This is a genomic window from Streptomyces sp. CNT372 (genome assembly GCF_000377145.1).
This window is the reverse complement of record NZ_KB897781.1, coordinates 166,895-189,489: the sequence shown is the minus strand read 5'-3', so window position 1 is coordinate 189,489 and position 22,595 is coordinate 166,895. Positions and strand designations below refer to the sequence as shown.

Below are 22,595 nucleotides of genomic sequence, written 5' to 3'. Positions count from 1 at the left end.
ACCCCGCCCATCCTGCTGCACCCGCTCCCGTCGGCGGAGTAGGCTCCTTGATCGTCGACGACAGACGTGAAGACAGGCGCGAGACGGGCGTGAAGTGGAGCAGAAGGCGGTGCGCGGGTGAGCTCGGGAGGGCTGGAGCTACCCCCCGGTGACGCGGGTCATGAGGGGGAGGACTCCGCCGGGATCCCGCCAGGAGCCGTGTCGCTCGCGCGGCCGGTCGAGATCGGCGCGGAGCTGGACTGGGACGCGGACGCCTGGAGCGAGGTGCGCACCCGTGCCCAGCGCGCCGGCCGCGCCTACATCTGGCTGAATCTGGTGGAGCAGCGGCTGCGCGCCGTGGTCGCCGCGGTGCTGCGCCCCGTCTACGACCCCGTCCACGGGGAGGACTGGGTGGTCGCCGCGGCCGGACCGGCCGGGCAGGAGTGGGTGCAGCGGGCGGTCGCCGTGCGGGAAGTGTCCCGGCGCAAGGGCTATCTGCTGGACCCGGCCGACGACAACGTCCTCTCCTTCCTCACCCTGCCCCAGCTCCGCGAGCTGATGGTGCAGCACTGGCCCTGCTTCGAGCCCTACTTCGACGACCGGCGGGACGTGGAGCTGGCCCTCGACGAGCTGGAGGTCGCGCGGAACGTCGTCTCCCGCAACCGCGCCCTCAACGAGGCCGTCCTCGCCCAGGCCGAGCGCGCCTCCGCCCGACTGCTGGAGATACTCGGCAGCGGCGCGGGCGTGCCCTCGGCCGACCGGCTGCCCGTGGACGCCGTCGAGGACCTGGTCGGCGACCGGTACGCGGACGTGGTCTCCGTCCACCCGGACCGGGTCAGACTCCAGCGCCAGCTGCCCGCGGAGGACCTGTTCGGCGGGGCGCGGCGCGTCGACGCGATCGGGATAGGCCTGAATCTGCTGGTGCAGAACTTCTCCGGCCGACGCCTGGTGCGACTGGCCGAATCCGGCTGCCGGGTCCGGCTGCTCTTCCTCAACCCCGCCAGCAGCGCCGTCAAACGACGCGAGCGGGAACTCGGCATCAAGAAGGGCGAGCTGAGCCGGACCGTGGAGATGAACATCCTCCATGTGCGCCGGGTGCGCGCCCGGCTGCGCGACCCCGGAGCCTTCGAGATCCAGGTCTTCGACGAGACCCCCCGTTTCACCGCCTACCTGGTCGACGGGGACGGCCCCGACGGCCTGGCCGTCGTCCAGTCCTATCTGCGCCGCGCCCGGGGCATGGAGGCACCGGTGCTGGTGCTGCGCGGCGGCGGACGGTCCGTCGTCCGCCCGGGACAGGACGGGGAGACGGGCCTGTTCCAGACCTACCGCGAGGAGTTCGAGTCGGTCTGGGCGGACTCGCGTCCGGTGTCCTGAAATCGCCGGTCCCGGGGTGGGTCCGGGGTGCGGGCCGGCCGCGTTGTCAGTGGCCCGTGCGAAGGTGAAAATCCAACGGGGGCGGAAGCCCGGCACCATGGAGGAGGGGGCGTCATGTCCTGGCACGGGGGACCACTGGTCGGGTTCGACCTGGAGACGACCGGCACCGATCCGCTCGACGCGCGCATCGTGACGGCGGCCGTCGTGGAGGTGCGTCCGGGGGAGCCGGAGACCCGGCGCCTCTGGCTGGCCGACCCGGGGATACGGATTCCCGCCCAGGCCTCCGCCATCCACGGCATCAGCAACGAACGGGCCACCGCCGAGGGGCGTCCCGCCCGCGAGGTCGCCGACGAGGTCGCCAGGGTGCTCACCGGCCACTGGGGCCGGGGCGTCCCCGTGGTCGCGTACAACGCCGCCTTCGACCTGACCCTGCTCAGCGCGGAGCTGCGCCGTCACGGGCTCCCCTCGCTGGGGGAGCGGCTGGGCGGCCGCCCGACCGGGCCGGTGATCGACCCGTACACCATCGACCGGGCCGTCGACCGCTACCGCAAGGGCAAGCGCACTCTGGAGGCCGTCTGCGCCGAGTACGGCGTGGTCCTCGACGGTGCCCACCGGGCGGACGCGGACGCGCTGGCCGCGGTCCTGGTCGCCCGTGCGATAGCCGAGCGCCACCCCTCGGTGGCGCTTCTCGATCCGGAACGACTGCACGAGAGCCAGGTGCGGTGGTACGCGCAGTGGGCCGCCTCCTTCCAGGAGTTCCTGCGGCGCAAGGGCACCCCGGACGCGGAGGTCGACCCGGCCTGGCCGCTGCGCGCACTCGTCCCCGCCGCGGGCGCCTGAGGCCCACGGCGCGCCGGCCCGCGCCGCGCCGGAGGCGTCCGTCACGGCCCGGGGGCGTCCGGCGGGGGGCGGTTCGTCCGCAACAGCCCGGCCCGACAACGACGTTGGCATCCTGCGCGCCCTTGTCCATCGAGCAGCTGTTCTTCCATAATCACCGGGCGCTCTGCGAACTCATCCCCCACTGGGTTCGGACGAGTCACGGCACGCCGCGTCCGCGCGGCCGCCGTGTGCTGCCGCGCTTCGGCGTGTCCGCTTCCGGTGGGTCCGGGTTGCCGTACGGCGTACACCCCCCACGAGAGGAAGTCTGTTGCGGAACTACCTCAAGCTCAGCTCCGTCATCGCCACCGGTGCGCTCGCCCTCGGGACGCTCGGTCTCCAGTCCGCCACGGCCTCGGCCGCCCCCGAACCGACCCCACGCGGTGAGATGGGCCCCATGGTCGTCGGAGGCACCCCGGCCGGGCAGGGCGAATTCCCGTTCCTGGTCCGCCTGTCCATGGGCTGCGGCGGTGCCATGTACGCCGAGGACCTCGTCCTGACCGCCGCGCACTGTCTCGACGGCAGCGGTCCGGACACGTCCATCACCGTCACGGGTGGCGTCGTCGACCTGGAGGACCCCGCGGCGCAGACCGCGAAGTCCACCGAGGTCCTCCAGGCCCCCGGCTACAACGGGACGGGCAAGGACTGGGCGCTGGTCAAGCTCGACAAGGCGCTCGACCTCCCCACCCTGCCCATCGCCAAGGACGCCTCGGTCAACGAGGGCGAGTTCGACATCGCCGGCTGGGGCGCCGACAAGGAGGGCGGCCAGCAGCAGCGGTACCTGCTGAAGGCCACAGTGCCCTTCGTCGACGACGCCACCTGCCAGGGCGCCTACCCGGAGCTGGTCGCCGACGAGGAGCTGTGCGCCGGCAAGCTGGACACCGGCGGCACCGACACCTGCCAGGGCGACTCCGGCGGCCCGATGTTCCGCAAGGACGAGGCCGGCGAGCTGATACAGGTCGGCATCGTCAGCTGGGGCGAGGGCTGCGCGCGTCCCGGCAAGCCGGGCGTCTACGCCGAGGTGAGCCACTTCGCCGCGGACATCGAGAAGGCCGCGGCCGAACTGGGCGGCTGACCCGTCCCGGTCGGTGATCCGGCCGCCGTCACGGCCACACCGCCGTACCGGTCGTACAGGGCGTCCTGTTCGTACCGCCGTACCCGGTCGTGCCGCCGTGTCCCCGGCCCGGGTGTCCGCACCCGGGGCGGGGCACGGTGGTTCCGGGGCGGGCGCCGCGCCGGCTTCGGGGGCGGATGGCGCTTGGGGAGCGGGCCGCGCCGGTTCCGGGTGCGCGCGGGAGCGCTGTCGCGAGGATCACTCCGGGCCCATCGGTGTCCGCGCCGAGGCGCGCATCGGCCTGCGCGACGGGCGCGAGCTGTCCACCACCGTGACGGGCATGCGGCTGGACGTGCCGGGCCTGTTCACCTACCGCCCCGGGTCGGGCGCGGAAGGCGGCGGACTGCGTCCGCACCCGGAGGCGGCGGCGCGGATCAGCGAGGAGACGGCCCGGGTGAAGGCGCTGTTCGACGTGCCGGCCGTGGTGGAGCGGCTGGGTATCCCGCGCGCCCGGGCCGAACAGGCGCTGCGCAGCGAACGGGAGCTGGCGGAGCTGACCGGGTCCCCGCGTTCTGGAGCAGTTGACCGAGGTCAATCTGATCGACCTGGTCGCCGCGCACCCCTGGCTGCTGGAGGAGGCGGGGATCGACCCCGCCCTCGTCGGCGCTCTGATGAAGCTGCGGCTGCCGGAGCTGTCGGACCGGCTGTCGTGGTCGTTCACCCTGCCCGAGTCGCTGCGCGGTGTGCGGCTGCGCGACATCTCCGTGGAGAAGGAGGGCATCCGCGCGCGGCTGACGGGCAGTGGCCTGCGGCTGGGCGGCGCGGACGCGGGGCCGGTGCGGGCGTCGGAAGCGGCGGCGCGGGCCGGCTGAGCCCGGGGGTGTGCTGCGGCTCCGGCCCGCGTCAGAAGGGGTGCCAGCGGACCTCGGGGTCGCCGTCGCGGAGTGAGGCGACCCGGCGGCGGAACTCGGCCAGGGCCTTCGGGTTGGACGGGGCGTGCTGGGCCACCCAGGCGCAGCTCGCCGTCTCGCGCGCGCCGCGCAGGACCGCGCAGCCGTCCCAGGCGCGCACGTCCCAGCCGTACGCCTCGGTGAAGGAGTCGTAGGCCGCCGGGTCCAGGCCGTAGCGGTCCCGGGAGAGGGCCATGACCACGAGGTCGTGCTCGCGCAGGTCCGAGGAGAAGGTCTCCAGGTCGACCAGGACCGGCCCGTCCGGGCCGACATGGACGTTGCGGGGGAGGGCGTCACCGTGCACGGGGCCGGGCGGCAGCCGCGGGACGAGCGCGGCGGCGGCCGCGGCGAAGCCGTCGCGGCGCTCGCGCAGATAGGCGGCGTCCGCCGGGTCGATCGCGTCGCCCGCCAGCCGCAGCCATCGCTCGACCCCGCCCAGCAGCTCGCGCGGCGGCAGGGCGAACGGCGGCGCGGGCAGGGCGTGGACCAGGCGCAGCAGGGCGGCGAGGTCCGCGGGGGCGGCCGGGCGGAGGGCGTCGGGCAGCCGGTGCCAGAGGGTGACCGGGTGCCCTTCGGCCGTGCGCGGCTTCGGCTCGGCGGCGCGGACGCCGGGCACTCCTGCCTCGGCGAGCCAGCCGGCGACGGCGAGTTCGCGCTCGGCGCGGGGGAGGAGGGAGGGGTCCCGGCCCACCTTGACGACGAGGTCACCGGTGGCGAACACGGCGTTCTCACCGAGCGCGAGCAGCCGCGCGGCGTCCGCCGCGCCGCCCGCGAGCCCGGCGGCCACGAGCAGCTCCCGTGCGCGTGCCTCGTCCATGTGCAGTCTCCGTCTCCGTGCGTGTCCTCGCGCCGGGCCCGCGCCCGGCCTGCCGTGCCCGGCCCCTCGCCGGCGGCCCGTGCCCGGCCCTTCCCCGGCGGGCCGTTCCGGCCCGTGCCCGGCCCTTCCCTGGCGGGCCGTTCCGGCCCGGCGTCCGGTCCCGGCGCCTCGGAGGCCCGACCTGCGCCGGGCGACCGGACCGCCCGGAGGCCGCCGCGGCCGGGGGTCCAGTCTCGCACCGGCGGGGCGCGGTCCTGTGCGGGCGGTTCCGGGGGCTGGAGGAGGCGCGGCCGTGGCCGAGGCGGAGCCGGCGGAACGGCTGGTGGAGGGAGGAGCCGGGTGCTCCCGCGCTACCGGCACCGAGGGGGCACCGAATGACGTTGCACGAGACGTATCGTCTCGTTAAGGTGGGTGCATGACCACGACCCCCGCGCACATCGCCATGTTCTCCATCGCCGCCCCCGGCCATGTGAACCCGAGCCTGGAGGTGATCAGGGAACTCGTCGCCCGGGGGCACCGCGTCAGCTACGCGATCCCGGCCTCGTTCGCCGACCGGGTCGCCGAGACCGGCGCCCGCCCGGTCGTCTACCACTCGACCCTGCCGACCGATGACGACCCCGACGCCTGGGGCACCGAACTCATCGACAACATCGAACCGTTCCTGCACGACGCGATCCAGGCCCTGCCCCAGCTCGCCGAAGCCTTCGCGGGTGACGAACCCGACCTGGTGCTCCACGACATCACCTCCTACCCGGCGCCCGTGCTCGCCCACCGCTGGGGCGTCCCCGCCGTCTCCCTCTCGCCGAACCTGGTCGCCTGGGAGGGGTACGAGGAGGAGGTCGCGGCGCCGGTGCTCGCCGAACTGAAGGCGTCCGAGCGCGGGCAGGCGTACTACGCGCGTTTCCGTGCCTGGCTGACGGAGAACGGGATCACCACCGACCCGGACCGCTTCGCCGGCCGCCCGCGCCGCAGTGTCGTCCTCATCCCCAGGGCCCTCCAGCCGCACGCCGACCGGGTCGACGCATCCGTGTACTCCTTCGTCGGCGCATGCCAGGGCGAGCGCGGCGACCAGGGGGAGTGGCGGCGGCCGGCGGACGCCGAGAAGGTGGTCCTGGTCTCCCTGGGCTCCTCCTTCACCAAGCAGCCCGCGTTCTACCGGGAGTGCGTGAAGGCCTTCGGGGACCTGCCCGGCTGGCACACCGTCCTCCAGATCGGCAAGCACGTCGACCCGGCCGAACTCGGCGAGGTGCCCGCGAGCGTCGAGGTGCACGACTGGGTGCCGCAGCTCTCCGTGCTGCGCCGGGCGGACGCCTTCGTCACCCACGCGGGCGCGGGTGGCAGCCAGGAGGGGCTGGCGACGGGCACCCCGATGGTGGCCGTGCCGCAGGCCGTGGACCAGTTCGGCAACGCGGACATGCTGGTCGCCCTCGGCGTGGCCCGCCGGCTCGACACCGAGGAAGCCACGGCGGACGCGCTGCGCGAGGCGGTCCTCGCCCTCGTCGGCGACGCGGAGGTCGCTGCCCGGCTGGCCGAGATCGGCGCCGGGATGGCCGAGGAGGGCGGCACCCCGCGGGCGGCCGACCTGATCGAGGCCGAACTCCCGCGCTGAGCCCGGCCGCAGGGGCGAAGGCACGGCGGAAGGCGGGGTCTCCGGGACCGGTTCGCACCCCAGAACCGGTCCCGGAGCCCTCGCCGTGCCGGGCTGCCGCCCGTCGCATGCCGCCGGTCTGGGTGCTGCGCGCTCGGGTGTGGGGTACCAGCCGCGCGGAGAGGGAGGGTTCCGGCCGTCTCGGCCGGGCGGCCGTACCCCCGGCCGGACCGCCCACCTCGTGCGGGCGGTCCGCGCCACCGCCGCCCGGCCGGTGCATGTGCCGTACATGAAGCGGGTGTTGCCGTGGCCTGTCCGCCTTGCGCCCTGGTGGCCGGCTTCTTGTTGAGAAACCTTGTTGAACAAGTCACGGGTCCATGAAGGTCTTGATCTGAGCGTGTCAATCGGTCAGGGTTTCGAGTCAGCCCCGGGAGATCTTCCGACCGAGGGCGAATCCCCCCACAAAAGATGACGAGGAGACCCCCTCTTCATGGCAACTCACAAGCGCCCCCACCGCCCGATCAAGCTCACCGCGGCCGTCACGGCCATCGCCGCCGCGGCCGGCGTCACGCTGCTCAACACGTCCTTCGCGGGCGCCGCGCCGGCCGAGGGCACGATCTACGGCGCCGACGCCGAAGGCGCCGTCGCGGGACGCTACATCGTCCTGCTGGACGAGAAGGCGGACAAGAAGAAGCTCGCCAAGGAGTACGGCGGAACGTTCCAGCGCAACTACTCCTCCGCGGTCTACCTCGCCGGACACCAGGACGCGGCCCCGGCCGACGTCGCCACCGCGCTGACCGGGGGCGCCACCGCCGACAAGATCACCAACCCCTCGGCGGGCACGCCCAACAAGCTGCTGAAGATCGTCGAGTAGCCGGGAACCCGGTGGTCCGGTACCGCCCGGCACCTTGACCGGCGGCCGCCGTGCCCTCCCCCACGGGGCACGGCGGCCGCCTTATCGTGTGGTGATGACAGCCAGGTACGCGGCGCTGCTGCGCGGAATCAACGTCGGCGGCGCCCGCAAGGTCCCCATGGCGAGGCTGCGCGCGCTCCTGGAGGACCTCGGGTTCACCGAGGTCGCGACGTATCTCCAGAGTGGCAACGCGGTCTTCGCCGACCCGGGTGCGGGCACGGCGCGGGACGCGGGCACGGCGCTGAACGTGGCCGGGGCCGACGCCGGCACGGCCCCCGGGCCGGCCGCCGAGGCGGCCCTCGCCGCCCGGATCGAGGCCGGCATCGAGAAGGAGTTCGGCTTCCGGGTCGACACCCTGGTGCGCGACCACGCCTATCTGCGCGGAATCCTCGACGACTGCCCCTTCCCGGCCGCCGGCCTGGCGGGCAAGCAGCTCCATGTCGTGTACCTCTCCGAGGACGTGGACGCGGAGGCCCTGACCGCCGCCCTCCCCGTCGACGCCCATCTGCCGGAGGAGTACCGCGTCGGCGACCGGGCCCTCTACCTCTACACACCGGACGGCATGGGGCGCTCCAGGCTGGCCGCCGCCCTGTCCGCCCCCCGGCCGCTGAAGGGGACGGTGGCGACCGCCCGGAACTGGAACACCGTCACCAAGCTCGTGGAGATGACCCGTGACTGACTCCGCGACCGAGGCCGTGAACGCCGCGATGGAGGCCGAGTTCCGGCTCCTGGACCCGGCGGTCCGCGCCTCACCGGAACTCCTCGCCGAGCTGCTGCATCCGGACTACCGGGAGTTCGGCACCTCGGGCCGCCTCTGGACCCGGGAGACGATCATGGCCGCGCTGCGCTCGCGCGACGCACCGTCCCCGCGTCCCATCACCACCACGCGGATGAAGGGGGTGCAGCTCGCCGCGGGGGTGGTCCATCTGACCTTCGACACCGAGTCCGGTGCGCACCGGGTCCACCGCAGCTCCATCTGGCGTCTGACCGAGAGGGGCTGGCTGCTCTACTTCCACCAGGGCACCCGCTTCGGCCACGGGGCCCCGGACCGGCCACTTCGGCCGGTCCAGGACCACGGGGTCCAAGTGGACCGCGGCAGGGGGCCATTGGCCGGGTAGGTTCGCCCATGGGCGCCGGCACCGGCACCGGCACCGAGACCGCCGCCTCCGCCGCTCCGGCCACCGCAGACTTCCGGCGATCCCGCCCGGCCTTTAGCCCGGATCACCTCCCGCTGGATCCTGGGGGTGCGGGCGCCCTGTGGGGTCCCTCACAGGGACACCTCGGACAGGGGTGATTCATCCACTTATGTCCGAATCATGCTGCGCTGTGTCGATCGCCTGTTTCAGGCGGTGACGGGCTCTTCTGGCTGACGCTTCCTCGGTGAGGCAACCCTTGGTAGACACGACGGGTCCGGTCCCACCAGCCGAGGGAACAGCATGCGTCACGACCAGGAAGCGGACCTCCACGCCTTCGAGATCGACCTCACCCGCGAGGAGGCCGTCCGCCGCGCCGCCGTGCTCGCCGCGATCGGGGACGACTGGGACCCGGTGGCCGTGCTGGCCGGCGAGGAGGAGGCGTACCGGCTGCTCTACTCCGGGCTCGACGCCGAGCAGCAGCGCACCTACGACCGGCTCGTGGCGGCCGGGGTGCTCCCGGCGCGGGACGGGGACGGCCGTGCTGCCGCTTGACCCCACCGCGGACATCGGGCGCCGCGCCTGGGTGCCCTGCCCGGGCTGCGCGGACCACCGCGACTGCGCGGTCTGCGAGGAGGGCCGGACCTGCCGCGCCCACTGGCGCTACCTGCTCTCCAACGAGGGCAGCCGGCTGCACCTCCAGTGCCCCGGCTGCACGCATCTCTGGGCCCACGAGACCGGCTTCGGCGCCGGCGGCGCCCGCCGCGCCTGAGCGTCTCACCGCCTGACCCGCCTGACCCGCCTGAGCGTCTCACCGCCCGACCGCCGGACCGCCCGACCGCCGGACCGCCCGACCGCCGGAGCGTCCGACCGCCGGACCGCCGGACCGCCCGACCGCCCGACCGTCGGACCGCCCGACCGCCGGACCGCCGGAGCGTCCCACCGTCCTGCGCACCTGACCCGAGCGGATCCGCGTGGCAGGCGCGGCCCGGCTCAGGCCGTGGCCCGCAGCTCCCGCACCGCGACCGCCTCGTCGTACCGGGCCAGCAGCAGCCGCGCCAGTTCCGGGGCCGGACCCAGCACATCCGCCAGGGCATCGGCCCCGGCGGCCGCCGCGCCCTCGGCGATCCGGTCCGGCAGCCGCCCCGGCGCGATGACGTACGGGGCGACCGCCACCCGCGCGCAGCCCTCGGCGCGCAGTTGGCGCACCGCGTCCTCGGTGCGGGGAAGGGATGCGGAGGCGAACGCAGGTCGCACGGCGCACCAACCGGTGTGCCGCAGCTCCCGCGCTGTTTCGGCGATCACTGCGATCGCCTCCGGGTCGGAGGAGCCCGCCGACGCCAGCACCAGGCCGGTCGAGCTCTTGTCGGCCGGGCCCAGCCCGGCCTCGTACAGCCGCCGCTCCACCGCGGACAGCAGCAGCGGCGACGGCCCGAGGACCTCGGCCTGCCGCACCCGCAGCGCCGGGGGCGCGCCCCGCAGCACCGCCGGGATGTCCGACTTGGCGTGGAACGCCCGTGTCAGCAGCAGCGGCAGCGCCACCACGTCCCGCTCGCCGTCGGCCGCCAGCCGGTCCAGGACCTGCGGTACGGACGGCGCGTTGAAGTCCAGGAACGCGACCTCGGTGCGCAGCCCGGGCCGCAGCGACCGGGCGCGCCCCACCAGGGCGTGCACGGTCGCCGCGTGCCGCGGATCGCGGCTGCCGTGGGCGACGACGAGCAGGACGGGACGGCGCATCGGGGATCAGCCCTTGACGAGGAGGCCGCGGCTGCGCAGGACCCACCGCTCCAGCGGGCTGAAGACCAGCAGGTCGATCGCGATGCCGACGGTCAGGATGAGCAGGATGGCGAGGAAGATGCCGGGCATGTCGAAGTTGTTCCGGCCGTTCTCCAGCAACTGGCCCAGGCCCAGGCCGAGATCGGGGGAGGAGGCGATGATCTCGGCGGCCATCAGGGAGCGCCAGGAGAAGGCCCAGCCCTGCTTGAGGCCGGAGAGGTAGCCGGGCAGGGCGGCGGGCATGACGATGTGCCAGGCGCCCCGGAGCCCGGTGGCCCCCATGGTGCGGCCCGCGCGCAGGAACAGCGGCGGGACCTGGTCGATGCCGGACACCAGGCCGTTGGCGATCGAGGGGACCGCGCCGAGCAGGATGACGGTGAACATCATCGTGTCGTTGAGGCCGAACCAGAGCACGGCCGGCGGCACCCACGCCACCGACGGCAGGGACTGGAGCCCGGAGAGGATCGGGCCGATCGCGGCGCGCACGAACCTCACCCGGGCCACCAGCAGTCCGAGGGGGGTCCCGATGGCGAGGGCGAGGAGGAAGCCGAGCAGGCCGCGGGACACACTCGTCCAGACGACGTCCAGCAGGGTGCCCTGCGCCCACATGGTGGCCAGGCTGTCCCAGACAGCGGACGGCGGCGGGAGCTTGTAGCTGTCGGTGACCTCGGCGGTGACCAGCAGCTGCCAGACCACGAGCACCAGCACCACGGCGGTCACCGGGGGCAGGACCTTCCGCACGAGGATCTGCCGCAGCGGTGTGCGGGTGCTCTGCACGGTGTCCAGTGCGTCGAGTCCGGCCTCCAGGCCGGCGAGGTCGTCGGCGCGGGCGGCGCCCTTCGCCGGGGTGTCCCCGGCCTCGGTCACGGCCGGGCCGGTCGTGTCAGTGCTGGCCATGGCGGCGGATCTCCCCACGCAGTTCCTCGGTGATCTCGACGGACAGCTCCGCGACGGCGGTGTCCTCGATACGGCGCGGCTGGTCGATGCCGACGGTCCATTCGCGGGCGATACGGCCCGGGCGGGAGGAGAGCAGGACCACGCGCTGGGCGAGGCGGACGGCCTCGCGCACGTTGTGGGTGACGAACAGGACGGAGAGGGAGGTCTCCTTCCAGATCCGGGTCAGCTCGTCGTGGAGGACGTCCCGGGTGATGGCGTCCAGGGCGGCGAACGGCTCGTCCATCAGCAGGAGGTCGCTGTCCTGGGCGAGGGCGCGGGCCAGGGCGACGCGCTGGCGCATGCCGCCGGACAGTTCGTGGACCCGCTTGCGATGGGCGCCGCCGAGACGGACCAGTTCGAGGAGGCGCTCTGCCTCCTGACGGCGTTCGGCCTTCGGCACACCGCGGAGTCTGAGGGCGAGTTCGATGTTGCGCCCCGCCGTGAGCCAGGGCAGCAGGGCGTGTTCCTGGAACATCAGGGCGGGCCGGCCGCCGGGGGTCTCGATGGCGCCCGAGGTCGGGCGGTCGAGTCCGGCGACCAGGTTGAGCAGGGTGGACTTGCCGCAGCCGGAGGCCCCCAGGAGGGTGACGAACTCGCCCCGGCCGACATCGAGGGTGATGTCGTCGAGGACGAGCTGCCGCCCGGCGGGTCCCGCGAAGGACTTCGAGACGTGCTCGAGGCGGGCGGCGGGGGCCGCCGTGCCGCCGGCGAACGTGTCGGCTCCGGCGGCGGCCTCGGTGGTGGTCGTGATGGCCATGATCGTCACCTCCTGGGGGTCGCTGGTGGGGGTTACTTCACGCCGAGGCCGGCGTCGGAGACCTCGGGCCGGCCCTCGGCCTTCAGGATCTTGTTGAGGATGCGCAGGTCGTAGATGCCGTCGAGGTCCGCCTCCGGGAGCAGCTTCGAGTCGACCGCCCACTCGGACTGGGTCCTCAGGGTCTCGGCCAGCGGGTCGTCGGTGATCCGGATCGACGGCCATGCCGGGTCGAGGACCTCGGCGGGCAGCGGCTTGCCGGACAGTTTCTCCAGCGCCTTGTTCGCGGACGCCTTGGCCGCGTCCGGGTTGGCGCTGATCCAGGCGTTGGTCCGCACCGTGCCGCGCAGCACCGCCTCGACCGCGTCCGGGTGCTCCTTGAGGAAGGTCTGGGACACGATGATGTGGGTGATGACGAACTTCCCGTCGGGCCAGATGCTCGTCTCGTCGAGGAGGACCTTGCCCCCCAGGGTGACCAGCTTGGACGCGGTCGGTTCGGGCACCCAGGCGCCGTCGAGGGAGCCGGACGCGAAGGCGCCGGGGGTGACCTTGTTGTCGGAGCGGACCACGGACACGTCGCCCTTGCCGGACTCGGTGTCGACCTTCCAGCCCCTCTCGTTGATCCAGTTGATCAGCGCGACGTCCTGGGTGTTGCCCTTCTGGGGCGTGGCGATCTTCTTGCCCCTGAGGTCGTCCAGCGTCTTGATCTTCTTCGGGTCGACGACGAGCTTCACACCGCCGGAGGCGGAACCGCCGATGACGCGCAGGTTCCGGCCGTTCGACTTGGTGAAGGCGTTGATGGACGGCGAGGGGCCGATGAAGCCGATGTCGATGCTGCCCGCGTTGAGGGCCTCGATCGCGGAGGGGCCGGCGTTGAAGGTGCTGGCCTTCAGCGCGGTGCCGCCCAGCTCCTTCTGGATGTGGCCGTCCTGGACGCCGATCAGGGCGGTGGCGTGGGTGAGGTTCGGGAAGTAGCCGAGCCTCACCTCGTCCACGGAGAGCTTTCGGCCGCCGGCGGCGGGAGCGATCTCGTCGTCCTTCGGTGCCTCGGCACCGTAGCCGCAGGCGGTGAGCACCACGGCGAACAGCGGCAGAACGGCCGCCGCGGTCAGGCGGCGCCGGAGCGCGGTGCGAGTGGCTGGCACGGGAGGTGTTCCTCTCGTCGGCCCGGTCCCTACGTCGTGTCGGACGCGGCCGGGTCGTGTTCGTCAGGGACGGGTCTTCGGTGGTGCGTGGCGCGGAGGGAGCGGCGCAGCAGGTACGGCGCCGCCGCCGGAGCGGTCAGCGCGCACATCGCGCCACCCCTCCCGTGCCCGCGCCGAGGGCGCCGCTGCCGACGCGGCCGCCCTCCTTGGCGAAGGTGGCCCAGACGTCGGTCATCAGAAGTCCCAGCCCTCGTCGTCGGGTCCGGGGGCCGGGGCGTCCGGGGCGGCGAACGCGTCGCCCGCCATGCCGGCCGCGAGGGTGGTGCCGTCCGCGGGGTCGATCAGCAGGAACGAGCCGGTGCGGCGGGAGTGCGCGTAGGAGTCCATCGCCAGCGGCTCGGCGGTGCGCACCCGCACCCGGCCGATGTCGTTGGCGACCAGCTCCCCGGGCTCGGGGTGCTGGGACAGGTCGGCCAGGGTCAGGCGGGAGGGGATCTCCTTCACGATCGCCTTCACCGTGCGGGTGGTGTGCTTCAGCAGCACCCGCTGCCCCACCGTCAGCGGCCGGTCCGCGACATGGCAGACCGTCGCCTCCACGTCCTGGCTGGTGGCCGGGGCGTCGCCGCTGGGCACGATGATGTCGCCGCGGGAGATGTCGATGTCGTCCGCGAGGAGCAGGGTCGCCGACTGCGGCGTCCACGCAGCCTCCACCGGCACACCCAGCAGATCGATCCCGGCGATCACCGACTGCCGCCCGGACGGCAGGACGGTCACCCGCTCGCCCACCCGGAAGGTGCCCGCCGCGATCTGCCCCGCGTAGCCCCGGTAGTCCGGGTGCTCCGCCGTCTGCGGCCGGATCACGTACTGCACCGGGAAGCGGGCGTGGCAGCTCGCCAGGTCGTGGCTGACCGGGACGGTCTCCAGGTGCTCCAGCACCGTCGGCCCGCCGTACCAGTCCATCCGTGCCGACGGCTCCACCACGTTGTCCCCGGCCAGCGCGGAGATCGGGACGGCGGTCACCTCGGGGACGCCCAGCTCGGTCGCGTACGCCGTGAACTCCTCGGCGATGGCCGCGAACACGTTCTCCGCGTAGTCCACCAGGTCCATCTTGTTGACCGCGAGGACCACGTGCGGCACCCGCAGCAGGGCCGCGATCGCCGCGTGCCGGCGGGTCTGCTCGACCACGCCGTTGCGGGCGTCGACCAGCACGACCGTCAGCTCGGCGGTCGACGCGCCCGTCACCATGTTCCGGGTGTACTGCACGTGCCCGGGGGTGTCCGCGAGGATGAACCGGCGCCGCGCGGTGGCGAAGTACCGGTACGCCACGTCGATGGTGATGCCCTGCTCCCGCTCGGCCCGCAGGCCGTCGGTCAGCAGCGCCAGGTCCGGCGCCTCCTGGCCCCGGCTGCGCGAGGCGTGCTCCACGGCCTCCAGCTGGTCCGCGAGGACCGACTTCGAGTCGTGCAGCAGCCGCCCCACCAGGGTCGACTTGCCGTCGTCCACGGAACCCGCGGTCGCGAAGCGCAGCAGCGTCGTCTGCTCCGACAGCCCGGCGAGCTGCTCGGTGGTGCTCGTCATCTCTAGAAGTACCCTTCGCGCTTGCGGTCTTCCATCGCCGCCTCGGACAGCTTGTCGTCCGCGCGGGTCGCCCCCCGCTCGGTCAGCCGGGAGGCCGCGATCTCCGCGATCACCGCCTCCAGGGTGGTGGCGGCCGAGTCCACCGCGCCCGTGCAGGACATGTCCCCGACCGTCCGGTAGCGCACCAGGCGCTTCTCCGGAGTCTCCGACTCCTTCGGGCCGCCCCACTCGCCCGCGGTCAGCCACATCCCGGACCGCCGGAACACCTCCCGCTCATGGGCGAAGTAGATCTCCGGCAGCTCGATCCGCTCCCGCCTGATGTACTGCCACACATCCAGCTCGGTCCAGTTCGACAACGGGAAGACCCGCACATGCTCACCCGGCGCGTGCCGGCCGTTGTAGAGCTGCCAGAGCTCCGGGCGCTGCCGGCGCGGGTCCCACTGGGAGAACTCGTCCCGCAGCGAGAACACCCGCTCCTTGGCCCGGGCCTTCTCCTCGTCCCGCCGCCCGCCGCCGAACACCGCGTCGAAACGGTGCTCCTGGATGGCTTCCGTCAGCGGCACCGTCTGCAGCGGGTTGCGTGTGCCGTCGGGGCGCTCCCGCAGCTTGCCCGCGTCGATGTACTCCTGCACCGAGGCGACGTGCAGCCGCAGTCCGTGCCGCTCGACCGTCCGGTCCCGGTACTCGATGACCTCGGGGAAGTTGTGCCCGGTGTCCACGTGCAGCAGGGAGAACGGCACCGGCGCCGGGGCGAACGCCTTCAGCGCCAGGTGCAGCATCACGATCGAGTCCTTGCCGCCGGAGAACAGGATCACCGGCCGCTCGAACTCCCCCGCCACCTCGCGGAAGATGTGCACCGCCTCGGACTCCAGCGCGTCCAGGTGCGACAGCGCGTACGACCCGTCCGCACTCTGTCGTGCCGTCGCGACGGTGGTGGTCGTGGTGGTCGTGGTGGTCACAGCAAACCCCTCTCGGCCAGCAGCACACGGACCGCCTCGGCGGACTCGGCCACGGTCTGGTTCTGGGACTCGATCCGCAGGTCCGGCGCCTCCGGCGCCTCGTACGGGTCGTCCACTCCGGTCAGGCCGCTGATCTCACCGGCCGCCTGCTTGGCGTACAGGCCCTTCACATCGCGCTCCGAGCACACCTCGACCGGCGTCGCGACATGCACCTCCACATAGGCGGTGCCCTCCCGCTGGTGCCGCTTGCGGACCGCCTCCCGGCTGTCCGCGTACGGCGCGATCACGGGTGCCAGCACCAGCACCCCGTGCGAGGCGAGGAGTTCGGCGACGAAACCGATCCGCTGCACATTCGTGTGCCGGTCCTCCCGGCCGAAGCCGAGGCCCGCGGAGAGGAACTCGCGGATCTCGTCGCCGTCGAGCAGCTCGACCCGGCGTCCCTCGGCCTCCAGCCGTGCGGCCAGTTCGCGGGCGATCGTGGTCTTGCCGGCACTCGGCAGACCCGTGAGCCAGATCGTGGCTCCGGTCACGTCGTTCTCCAAGTCGGTGCGGTCGGTGGCCGCCGGCGCGGGGTGCGCGGGCGGCGAGGGGGTGGTGGTCATCGGTGCGGGCCCGTCAGCCGTGCAGGCCGCACTCGGTCTTGCCGCGCCCGGCCCAGCGCCCGGCCCGGACGTCCTCGCCCTGAAGGACCCGGCGGGTGCAGGGCGCGCAGCCGACGGAGGCATAGCCGTCCATGAGGAGCGGGTTGGTCAGCACCCCGTGCTCGGCGACGTAGGCGTCCACGTCGTCCTGCGTCCAGCGGGCGATGGGGGAGACCTTCACCTTGCGGCGCTTCTCGTCCCAGCCCACCACCGGGGTGTTCGCGCGGGTCGGGGACTCGTCGCGGCGCAGACCGGTCGCCCAGGCGTCGTACTCCGTCAGGCCGTCCCGCAGCGGGGCGACCTTCCGCAGCGAGCAGCACAGGTCGGGGTCGCGGTCGTGCAGCTTCGGGCCGTACTCGGCGTCCTGCTCGGCCACCGTCTGGCGGGGCGTGAGGGTGATGACGTTGACCTCCATCACCGCGTCCACCGCGTCCCGGGTACCGATGGTCTCCTCGAAGTGGTAGCCGGTGTCGAGGAAGACCACGTCCACGCCCGGGAAGACGCGGGAGGCCAGATGGGCGACGACGGCGTCCTCCATGGAGGAGGTGACACAGAAGCGGCTGCCGAAGGTGTCCGCCGCCCACCGGAGGATGTCCGTCGCCGGGGCGTCCTCCAGCTCGCGGCCCGCCCGCTCGGCCAGCGACTCCAGGTCCCGGTCCTGCCGGACGGCCTGATCGGTCGTCATATCCTGTCCCTCCCGCTGCTGTCGGACCGGACCCCCCGGGCCAGGAGCCCGAGGAACTTCAGCTGGAAGGCCCGGTTGCACGCCGCGCACTCCCACGCGCCGTGGCCGCTCTCGTTGGGGCGCAGATCCTCGTCGCCGCAGTACGGGCAGTAGAAGGGGGCGGCTCGCTCGCTCATGACAGGGCGTCCTCCCCGGCGCGCGCGGCCCAGACCGCGAAGCGCTCGCCGTCCTCGCGCTCCGCCTGGTAGCGGCGCAGCACCCGCTCGACGTAGTCGGGCAGTTCCTCGGAGGTCACCTTCAGCCCGCGCACCTTGCGGCCGAAGCCGGCCTCCAGGCCGAGCGCGCCGCCGAGGTGGACCTGGTAGCCCTCGACCTGGTTGCCGTCCTCGTCCAGGACGAGTTGTCCCTTGAGGCCGATGTCCGCGACCTGGATCCGGGCGCAGGCGTTCGGGCAGCCGTTGATGTTGATGGTCAGCGGCTCCTCGAACTCGGGCAGCCGGCGCTCCAGTTCGTCGATGAGGGAGGCGCCGCGCGCCTTGGTCTCGACGATGGCCAGCTTGCAGAACTCGATGCCGGTGCAGGCCATGGTGCCGCGCCGGAACGGGGAAGGGGTGACCCGCAGGTCCAGCGCCTCCAGCCCGGAGACCAGGGAGTCGACCTGGTCCTCGGTCACGTCGAGCACGACCATCTTCTGCTCGGCGGTGGTGCGCAGCCGCCCGGAGCCGTGCTCCTCGGCCAGTGAGGCGATCTTGGTGAGGGTGGCGCCGTCGACCCGGCCGACGCGCGGCGCGAAGCCGACGTAGAAGCGGCCGTCCTTCTGCCGGTGGACGCCGACGTGGTCGCGCCACTGGGCGATCGGCTGCTCGGGGGCGGGGCCGTCGACCAGCTTGCGCTTCAGGTACTCGTCCTCCAGCACCTGGCGGAACTTCTCCGCGCCCCAGTCGGCCACCAGGAACTTCAGGCGGGCGCGGTTGCGCAGCCGGCGGTAGCCGTAGTCGCGGAAGATGGAGATGACGCCCTCGTAGGCGTCGGGGACCTCGTCCAGCGGGACCCAGGCGCCGAGGCGCACGCCCAGCCTGGGGTTGGTGGAGAGGCCGCCGCCCACCCAGAGGTCGAAGCCCGGTCCGTGCTCCGGGTGCTCCACGCCGACGAAGGCGATGTCGTTGATCTCGTGCGCGACGTCGAGGAGCGGGGAGCCGGAGATCGCCGACTTGAACTTCCGGGGCAGGTTGGAGAAGTCCTTGTTGCCCACGATCCGGCGGTAGATCTCGTCGATGGCCGGGGTGCCGTCGATGATCTCGTCCTCGGCGATGCCCGCGACGGGGGAGCCCAGGATGACGCGGGGGGTGTCGCCGCACGCCTCGGTGGTGGACAGCCCGACGCCCTCCAGGCGCCGCCAGATCTCGGGCATGTCCTCGATCCGGATCCAGTGGTACTGCACGTTCTGCCGGTCCGTGAGGTCGGCGGTGCCGCGCGCGAACTCCTCGGAGATCCCGCCGATGACGCGCAGCTGCTCGGTGGTGAGCCGGCCGCCGTCGATGCGGACGCGCAGCATGAAGTACTTGTCGTCCAGCTCCTCCGGCTCCAGGATCGCGGTCTTGCCGCCGTCGATCCCGGGCTTGCGCTGGGTGTAGAGACCCCACCAGCGCATCCGTCCGCGCAGGTCGGCGCCGTCGATCGAGTCGAAACCGCGCTTCGCGTAGATCGTCTCAATGCGTGTCCGCACATTGAGACCGTCGTCGTCCTTCTTGGTCTGCTCGTTGGCGTTGAGCGGAGTGAGGTGGCCCCGCGCCCACTGACCCTCGCCGCGGTGGCGTCCGGCCTTGCGACGGGGCGTGGCGGAGGCGGGCTCCTTGGGGGTGGCGGCCATGGGGATACGTCCTTCGAGACTGCAGGAGGGCGGCTCTGAGCTGCACACTCGCGGCGAGAGCGCGGCGGTGCGCAGGGCGGGGCGAAGACAGAAGGGGTGCGGCGGTGCTGGACTCTCAGCAGGCCGGACAGATGGCGCTGGACATGCGGCCGAGGTCGACGTGCCGCCGACTCACCAAGGCAATTCCAGTGCTGGACATGACGGAAGCGTGTCACGGGACTTTGGACCCAGTCCACCGTCATCCAATATGTGGACATCAATGTCTCGCAGGGTGGGACACTGTGTCGTAGGTCACCGCGGTGCGGACGCCCGTGGTCGTGCGGGTGCGCGGTCGCCGGGGCCGTCCGGCGACCGCGGAGAGGGTCAGCCGAGGGCGCCGGGCCAGGGGCCGGGGGTCGCGATCTCGTCCTCCTCCTCGACCCTGGTGGCGAAGAGCCGGAAGCCGCGCCGCAGGTAGTTGTCCATCGCGTGCGGGCCGTCCTTGGAGCAGGTGTGCAGCCACACCCGGGAGGTGGCGGGCAGGCCCGACCACCGCTCGGCCAGGTCCCAGGCCCGGGCCACGCCACAGGAGAGGAGGTGCCCGCCGATCCGCCGACCGCGGAACCGCGGGATCAGCCCGAAGTACACGATCTCCACGGCGCCGCCGTCCTGCGCCTCCAGCTCCACGTAGCCGGCGGGCGTCCCCCGGTCGTACGCCACCCAGGTCTCGACGCCCGGCCGGTCCAGCCACTTCTCCCACTCCGCGTACGTCATCCCGAGCCGGTCGGTCCAGCGGATGTCGCCGCCCACGGAGGTGTAGAGGAAGCGGCTGAACTCCGGCGAGGGGACCTCGGCGCGCACGACCCGGACGTCCCCCTCGGGCGCGGACGCGGGCCTCAGATCGGAGGGGGACGTCTGCTCCAGGGACCATGTGGTGACGGCGATGCTCATGGCGGTCAGACAATCACGCCGCCCGGATCCGGCCAAACCCCGGCTCCCCCGCCCGGGACCTCGCCCCCGGCAGCGGATCCGCCGCCCCGCGCCCCCGGGGCCCGCGCGCCGCGCGGACCCCGAAGCGGAGCGCGGCGGACGGTGTGCGGCCGGTCACCCGCTGCCCGCCGTACGGATACGGTAAGGAGGTGCAGGCAGCAAACGAGACACCCGAGCGGCCCCCGGGCCGGCTCCACCGGGCCCGAGTCCTCTACCGCAACGTCTCCAAGCGGAAGATGACCTGGCTGCTGCTGAAGGACACCGTCAACTCGTGCATCGAGTACCGCATCCTCGGCCTCGCGGCGGAGGCGGCCTTCTTCACCCTGCTCTCCGTGCCGCCGCTGATGCTGGGCCTGCTGGGCCTCCTCGGCTACATCGACGACTGGACGAACACCACCACCGTCGCCTCCATCGAGGAGAACATCCTCGCGGCCGTCGGCACCGTTCTGTCGGACCGGGGCGTCAACGACATCGCCAAACCCCTGCTGGAGGACGTCACCCAGGGCGGCCGGCCCGACGTCATCTCCATCGGCTTCGCCATCGCCCTGTGGTCCGGGTCCCTCGCGGTGAACGTCTTCATCGAAACCATCACCGTGATGTACGGACTGGACGGCCACCGGGGCATCGTCGCCACCCGGCTGCTCGCCTTCCTCCTCTACCTCATCGCCCTGCTGATCGGCGCGGTGGTCCTGCCGCTCGCCGTGGTCGGCCCGGACCGGGTCGTGGAGCTGATCCCCTGGGGCACCGAGGTGGTCCGGGCGCTGTACTGGCCGGTCGTCATCCTGCTGTCGATCGCCTTCCTGACCACGCTGTACCACGTGTCCGTGCCGGTGCGCTCGCCGTGGGTCGAGGACATCCCCGGCGCGCTGGTCGCCCTGGCCATGTGGGTGCTGGGCAGCTTCCTGCTGCGGATCTACCTGACCAGCACGGTGGAGGGACCGACGATCTACGGCTCCCTCGCCGCCCCCATCGCCTTCCTCCTCTGGATAGGGATCTCCGCGTTCGCCGTGCTGGTGGGCGCGGCCGTGAACGCCGCGATCGACCGGGTCTGGCCCTCGGTCGCCACGGCCGCGGCCCGCGCCGCGAACGAGCGCGCCCGCGCCGCCGACGCCGCCGAACTTCTGGCCCGCGCCCGGGCGTCCCAGCTGTACGGCGACGGGGAGGACGACGAGGACGACGGCGGCGGGGACATGCCGTCCGAGTTTCCCGAGCGCTGGTCGAAGTTCCTGCCGCCGGACGATGTGAAGTCCCGCCTGCACACGGGCCGGGACAACGGCCGCGACAACGGCCGCGACAACGGCCGGGAGCCCGGGCGGGGAGGCGGCGGCCGGGAGAACGGGCGCGAGCCCGGACCCGGATCGGGACCGGCCCCGGGCCCGGGCGGTGGCGCGGACGGCGGGGACAACGGCCGGTAGCCTCGAAGCCGTGTACCGCGAGCGGCCGTCCCGCCTGACCGGAGCCGTCCTGTGGACCCTCACCCCCGGGGCCCGCGACGGGGCCGCCGCCCCGCGTCCCGTCCTGCCGGACGGCTGTATGGACCTCCTCTGGAGCGAGGGCGGCCTCCTCGTGGCCGGACCCGACACCCGTGCCCACGCCGCCACCGACGCCCCCGCACCCGTCCGGGCGGGCCTGCGCTTCGCCCCCGGGACCGCGCCCGCCCTCCTCGGCGTCCCCGCCCGCGAACTGCGCGACCTGCGGGTGCCGCTCGCCGATCTGTGGGGAGCCGCCGAGGCGCGCCGGCTCGCCGCCCGGGTGGACCCCGCCGACCCGGCCGCGGGCCTGGAGGCCGTGGCACTGCGCAGGGCGGCGGACGCCCGTCCCCCCGACGCCTGGCTCACGCCCCTGGTCCGGCACCTGGCATCGGGCGGGAGCGTCGCCACGGCCGCCGAGCACGCGGGCCTCGGCGTACGGCAGCTCCACCGGCGCTCCCAGGACCTCTTCGGCTACGGACCCAAGACGCTGGCCCGCATCCTGCGCCTGCGGCGCGCCCTGGCCCTGATCCACGACGGTGCCCCGTACGCCGTGGCGGCCCTCACGGCCGGCTGCGCCGACCAGGCGCATCTCGCGCGGGAGATGCGCGCCCTCAGCGGTATGACCCTCGGCGCCTACACCGAGGCGTCGGCGAAGAGGGAGACGCCCGTGCCGTCCGGGTCGAGCACCACCGCGTAGCGCTGCCCCCACGCGGCGTCCCACGGCTCCATGTGGGCCGGGTACCCGGCCGCGACCAGTTCCGCGTAGCGGGCGTCCACGGCCGCCGGGTCCGCGCAGCGGAAGGCGAGGCCCAGGCGCTCGCCGCCGGACGGCCGGGTCCAGGACGGGTCGAAGGAGCGGATCGTCTCCTCGGTGTCCCACAGCACCCGGACCCCGCCCGGCAGCACGGCCTCGGCGTGCGGGGCGGAGTCCGCCCCGGCGGGCACGTCGAGACCCAGGCGGCGGTAGAAGGCGAGTGAGGCGGCCATGTCGGAGACGACCAGGCCGATCGCGTCGAGACGCGGGGGCACGGGCCCCGGGGTGGTGTGCGGTTGCTCGGTCATACCGCCACCGTAGGGCGCGCGCACGGCCCCGTCTTGAAGGATTCGGACACCCGCCGGCCACCCG

24 protein-coding genes and 3 pseudogenes are annotated in these 22,595 nt (G+C 73.3%); 13 read left to right on the top strand and 14 right to left on the bottom strand.

The features are described 5' to 3' along the window. The first annotated feature begins 117 nt into the window (after positions 1 to 117). The 4 genes from C593_RS0113715 (at position 118) to C593_RS31005 (ending at position 4,155) form a co-directional block, all read left to right on the top strand. Positions 118 to 1,353 (top strand): SAV2148 family HEPN domain-containing protein, encoded by a 1,236-nt coding sequence (locus tag C593_RS0113715; RefSeq protein WP_026277667.1) that lies wholly within the window; start codon positions 118 to 120, stop codon positions 1,351 to 1,353. 114 nt (positions 1,354 to 1,467) lie between these two features. Then, on the top strand, positions 1,468 to 2,193 hold the full coding sequence (locus C593_RS0113710) for a 3'-5' exonuclease (protein ID WP_018847862.1): 726 nt from the start codon (positions 1,468 to 1,470) through the stop codon (positions 2,191 to 2,193). A gap of 307 nt (positions 2,194 to 2,500) precedes the next feature. Further along, positions 2,501 to 3,304: a serine protease gene (locus C593_RS0113705; RefSeq protein ID WP_018847861.1), complete on the top strand. Its 804-nt coding sequence runs from the start codon at positions 2,501 to 2,503 to the stop codon at positions 3,302 to 3,304. 560 nt (positions 3,305 to 3,864) lie between these two features. Then, on the top strand, positions 3,865 to 4,155 hold the full coding sequence (locus C593_RS31005) for a hypothetical protein (protein WP_018847860.1): 291 nt from the start codon (positions 3,865 to 3,867) through the stop codon (positions 4,153 to 4,155). 31 nt (positions 4,156 to 4,186) lie between these two features. Here C593_RS31005 and C593_RS0113695 read toward each other — a convergent pair whose 3' ends face one another. Next, complete coding sequence (locus tag C593_RS0113695; RefSeq protein ID WP_018847859.1) at positions 4,187 to 5,050, bottom strand: aminoglycoside phosphotransferase family protein; 864 nt, start codon at positions 5,048 to 5,050, stop codon at positions 4,187 to 4,189. A 374-nt stretch (positions 5,051 to 5,424) separates the two neighbouring features. On the opposite strand from C593_RS0113695, the pseudogene mgt reads away from it, so the two are divergent. The 7 genes and pseudogenes from mgt to C593_RS0113665 all read left to right on the top strand — a co-directional run bounded on the left by mgt (position 5,425) and on the right by C593_RS0113665 (position 9,456). Continuing rightward, positions 5,425 to 6,659 (top strand): annotated as a pseudogene (gene mgt / locus C593_RS0113690) (macrolide-inactivating glycosyltransferase). 469 nt (positions 6,660 to 7,128) lie between these two features. Beyond that, positions 7,129 to 7,383 (top strand): annotated as a pseudogene (locus C593_RS0113685) (S8 family peptidase); the annotation flags it as partial. Further along, positions 7,372 to 7,512: pseudogene (locus C593_RS33335) on the top strand (S8 family peptidase); the annotation flags it as partial. The pseudogenes C593_RS0113685 and C593_RS33335, both read left to right, overlap by 12 nt. A gap of 94 nt (positions 7,513 to 7,606) precedes the next feature. Further along, positions 7,607 to 8,230, top strand: coding sequence for a DUF1697 domain-containing protein (locus tag C593_RS0113680; protein ID WP_018847856.1), 624 nt, complete (start codon positions 7,607 to 7,609; stop codon positions 8,228 to 8,230). Between the two features lie 28 nt (positions 8,231 to 8,258). Further along, complete coding sequence (locus C593_RS0113675; RefSeq protein ID WP_051093696.1) at positions 8,259 to 8,669, top strand: nuclear transport factor 2 family protein; 411 nt, start codon at positions 8,259 to 8,261, stop codon at positions 8,667 to 8,669. A 318-nt stretch (positions 8,670 to 8,987) separates the two neighbouring features. Continuing rightward, positions 8,988 to 9,239, top strand: a complete 252-nt coding sequence (locus tag C593_RS0113670; RefSeq protein WP_018847854.1) for a DUF6400 family protein — start codon at positions 8,988 to 8,990, stop codon at positions 9,237 to 9,239. Then, positions 9,226 to 9,456, top strand: a complete 231-nt coding sequence (locus tag C593_RS0113665; RefSeq protein ID WP_018847853.1) for a hypothetical protein — start codon at positions 9,226 to 9,228, stop codon at positions 9,454 to 9,456. Before C593_RS0113670 ends, C593_RS0113665 begins: the two co-directional genes overlap by 14 nt. A gap of 221 nt (positions 9,457 to 9,677) precedes the next feature. Here the strand turns inward: C593_RS0113665 and C593_RS0113660 are convergent, their stop codons facing one another. From C593_RS0113660 to C593_RS0113605, 12 genes are all read right to left on the bottom strand, one after another. Further along, entirely contained in the window at positions 9,678 to 10,421 is a 744-nt protein-coding gene (locus C593_RS0113660; RefSeq protein WP_018847852.1) for a sirohydrochlorin chelatase, read from the bottom strand. Between the two features lie 6 nt (positions 10,422 to 10,427). Beyond that, a complete protein-coding gene (locus tag C593_RS0113655) occupies positions 10,428 to 11,357 on the bottom strand; it encodes an ABC transporter permease (RefSeq protein WP_018847851.1) in 930 nt (309 codons plus the stop codon). After that, positions 11,344 to 12,153 carry an ABC transporter ATP-binding protein gene (locus C593_RS0113650; RefSeq protein WP_018847850.1) on the bottom strand — a complete coding sequence of 270 codons (810 nt, stop codon included), beginning with the start codon at positions 12,151 to 12,153 and terminating at the stop codon, positions 11,344 to 11,346. Before C593_RS0113650 ends, C593_RS0113655 begins: the two co-directional genes overlap by 14 nt. Before the next feature lie 32 nt (positions 12,154 to 12,185). Further along, positions 12,186 to 13,295 (bottom strand): aliphatic sulfonate ABC transporter substrate-binding protein, encoded by a 1,110-nt coding sequence (locus C593_RS0113645; RefSeq protein WP_018847849.1) that lies wholly within the window; start codon positions 13,293 to 13,295, stop codon positions 12,186 to 12,188. Positions 13,296 to 13,529: 234 nt separating this feature from the next. Then, positions 13,530 to 14,873 carry a GTP-binding protein gene (locus tag C593_RS0113635; protein ID WP_018847847.1) on the bottom strand — a complete coding sequence of 448 codons (1,344 nt, stop codon included), beginning with the start codon at positions 14,871 to 14,873 and terminating at the stop codon, positions 13,530 to 13,532. A 2-nt stretch (positions 14,874 to 14,875) separates the two neighbouring features. Then, the gene (gene cysD / locus C593_RS0113630) at positions 14,876 to 15,832 is read right to left on the bottom strand and encodes a sulfate adenylyltransferase subunit CysD (protein WP_018847846.1); all 957 of its coding nucleotides are present in this window, start codon (positions 15,830 to 15,832) and stop codon (positions 14,876 to 14,878) included. Beyond that, positions 15,829 to 16,434, bottom strand: coding sequence for an adenylyl-sulfate kinase (cysC, locus tag C593_RS0113625; protein ID WP_018847845.1), 606 nt, complete (start codon positions 16,432 to 16,434; stop codon positions 15,829 to 15,831). The genes cysD and cysC overlap by 4 nt, the downstream gene beginning before the upstream one ends. Before the next feature lie 13 nt (positions 16,435 to 16,447). Next, positions 16,448 to 17,158 (bottom strand): phosphoadenylyl-sulfate reductase, encoded by a 711-nt coding sequence (locus C593_RS0113620; protein WP_018847844.1) that lies wholly within the window; start codon positions 17,156 to 17,158, stop codon positions 16,448 to 16,450. Further along, entirely contained in the window at positions 17,155 to 17,334 is a 180-nt protein-coding gene (locus C593_RS0113615; RefSeq protein WP_018847843.1) for a hypothetical protein, read from the bottom strand. The genes C593_RS0113620 and C593_RS0113615 overlap by 4 nt, the downstream gene beginning before the upstream one ends. Further along, a complete protein-coding gene (locus C593_RS0113610) occupies positions 17,331 to 19,028 on the bottom strand; it encodes a nitrite/sulfite reductase (RefSeq protein WP_018847842.1) in 1,698 nt (565 codons plus the stop codon). Before C593_RS0113610 ends, C593_RS0113615 begins: the two co-directional genes overlap by 4 nt. 115 nt (positions 19,029 to 19,143) lie before the next feature. Further along, positions 19,144 to 19,227 carry a putative leader peptide gene (locus C593_RS33760; RefSeq protein ID WP_310650533.1) on the bottom strand — a complete coding sequence of 28 codons (84 nt, stop codon included), beginning with the start codon at positions 19,225 to 19,227 and terminating at the stop codon, positions 19,144 to 19,146. A gap of 164 nt (positions 19,228 to 19,391) precedes the next feature. Continuing rightward, on the bottom strand, positions 19,392 to 19,958 hold the full coding sequence (locus tag C593_RS0113605) for a GNAT family N-acetyltransferase (protein WP_018847841.1): 567 nt from the start codon (positions 19,956 to 19,958) through the stop codon (positions 19,392 to 19,394). Between the two features lie 188 nt (positions 19,959 to 20,146). Between C593_RS0113605 and C593_RS29640 the strand changes: the two genes are divergently transcribed. After that, positions 20,147 to 21,412: a YihY/virulence factor BrkB family protein gene (locus C593_RS29640; protein ID WP_078521534.1), complete on the top strand. Its 1,266-nt coding sequence runs from the start codon at positions 20,147 to 20,149 to the stop codon at positions 21,410 to 21,412. A gap of 10 nt (positions 21,413 to 21,422) precedes the next feature. After that, positions 21,423 to 22,166, top strand: coding sequence for a helix-turn-helix domain-containing protein (locus C593_RS0113595; protein ID WP_018847839.1), 744 nt, complete (start codon positions 21,423 to 21,425; stop codon positions 22,164 to 22,166). Here the strand turns inward: C593_RS0113595 and C593_RS0113590 are convergent. Beyond that, on the bottom strand, positions 22,103 to 22,531 hold the full coding sequence (locus C593_RS0113590; RefSeq protein WP_018847838.1) for a VOC family protein: 429 nt from the start codon (positions 22,529 to 22,531) through the stop codon (positions 22,103 to 22,105). The genes C593_RS0113595 and C593_RS0113590 overlap by 64 nt on opposite strands. Positions 22,532 to 22,595 lie beyond the last annotated feature (64 nt).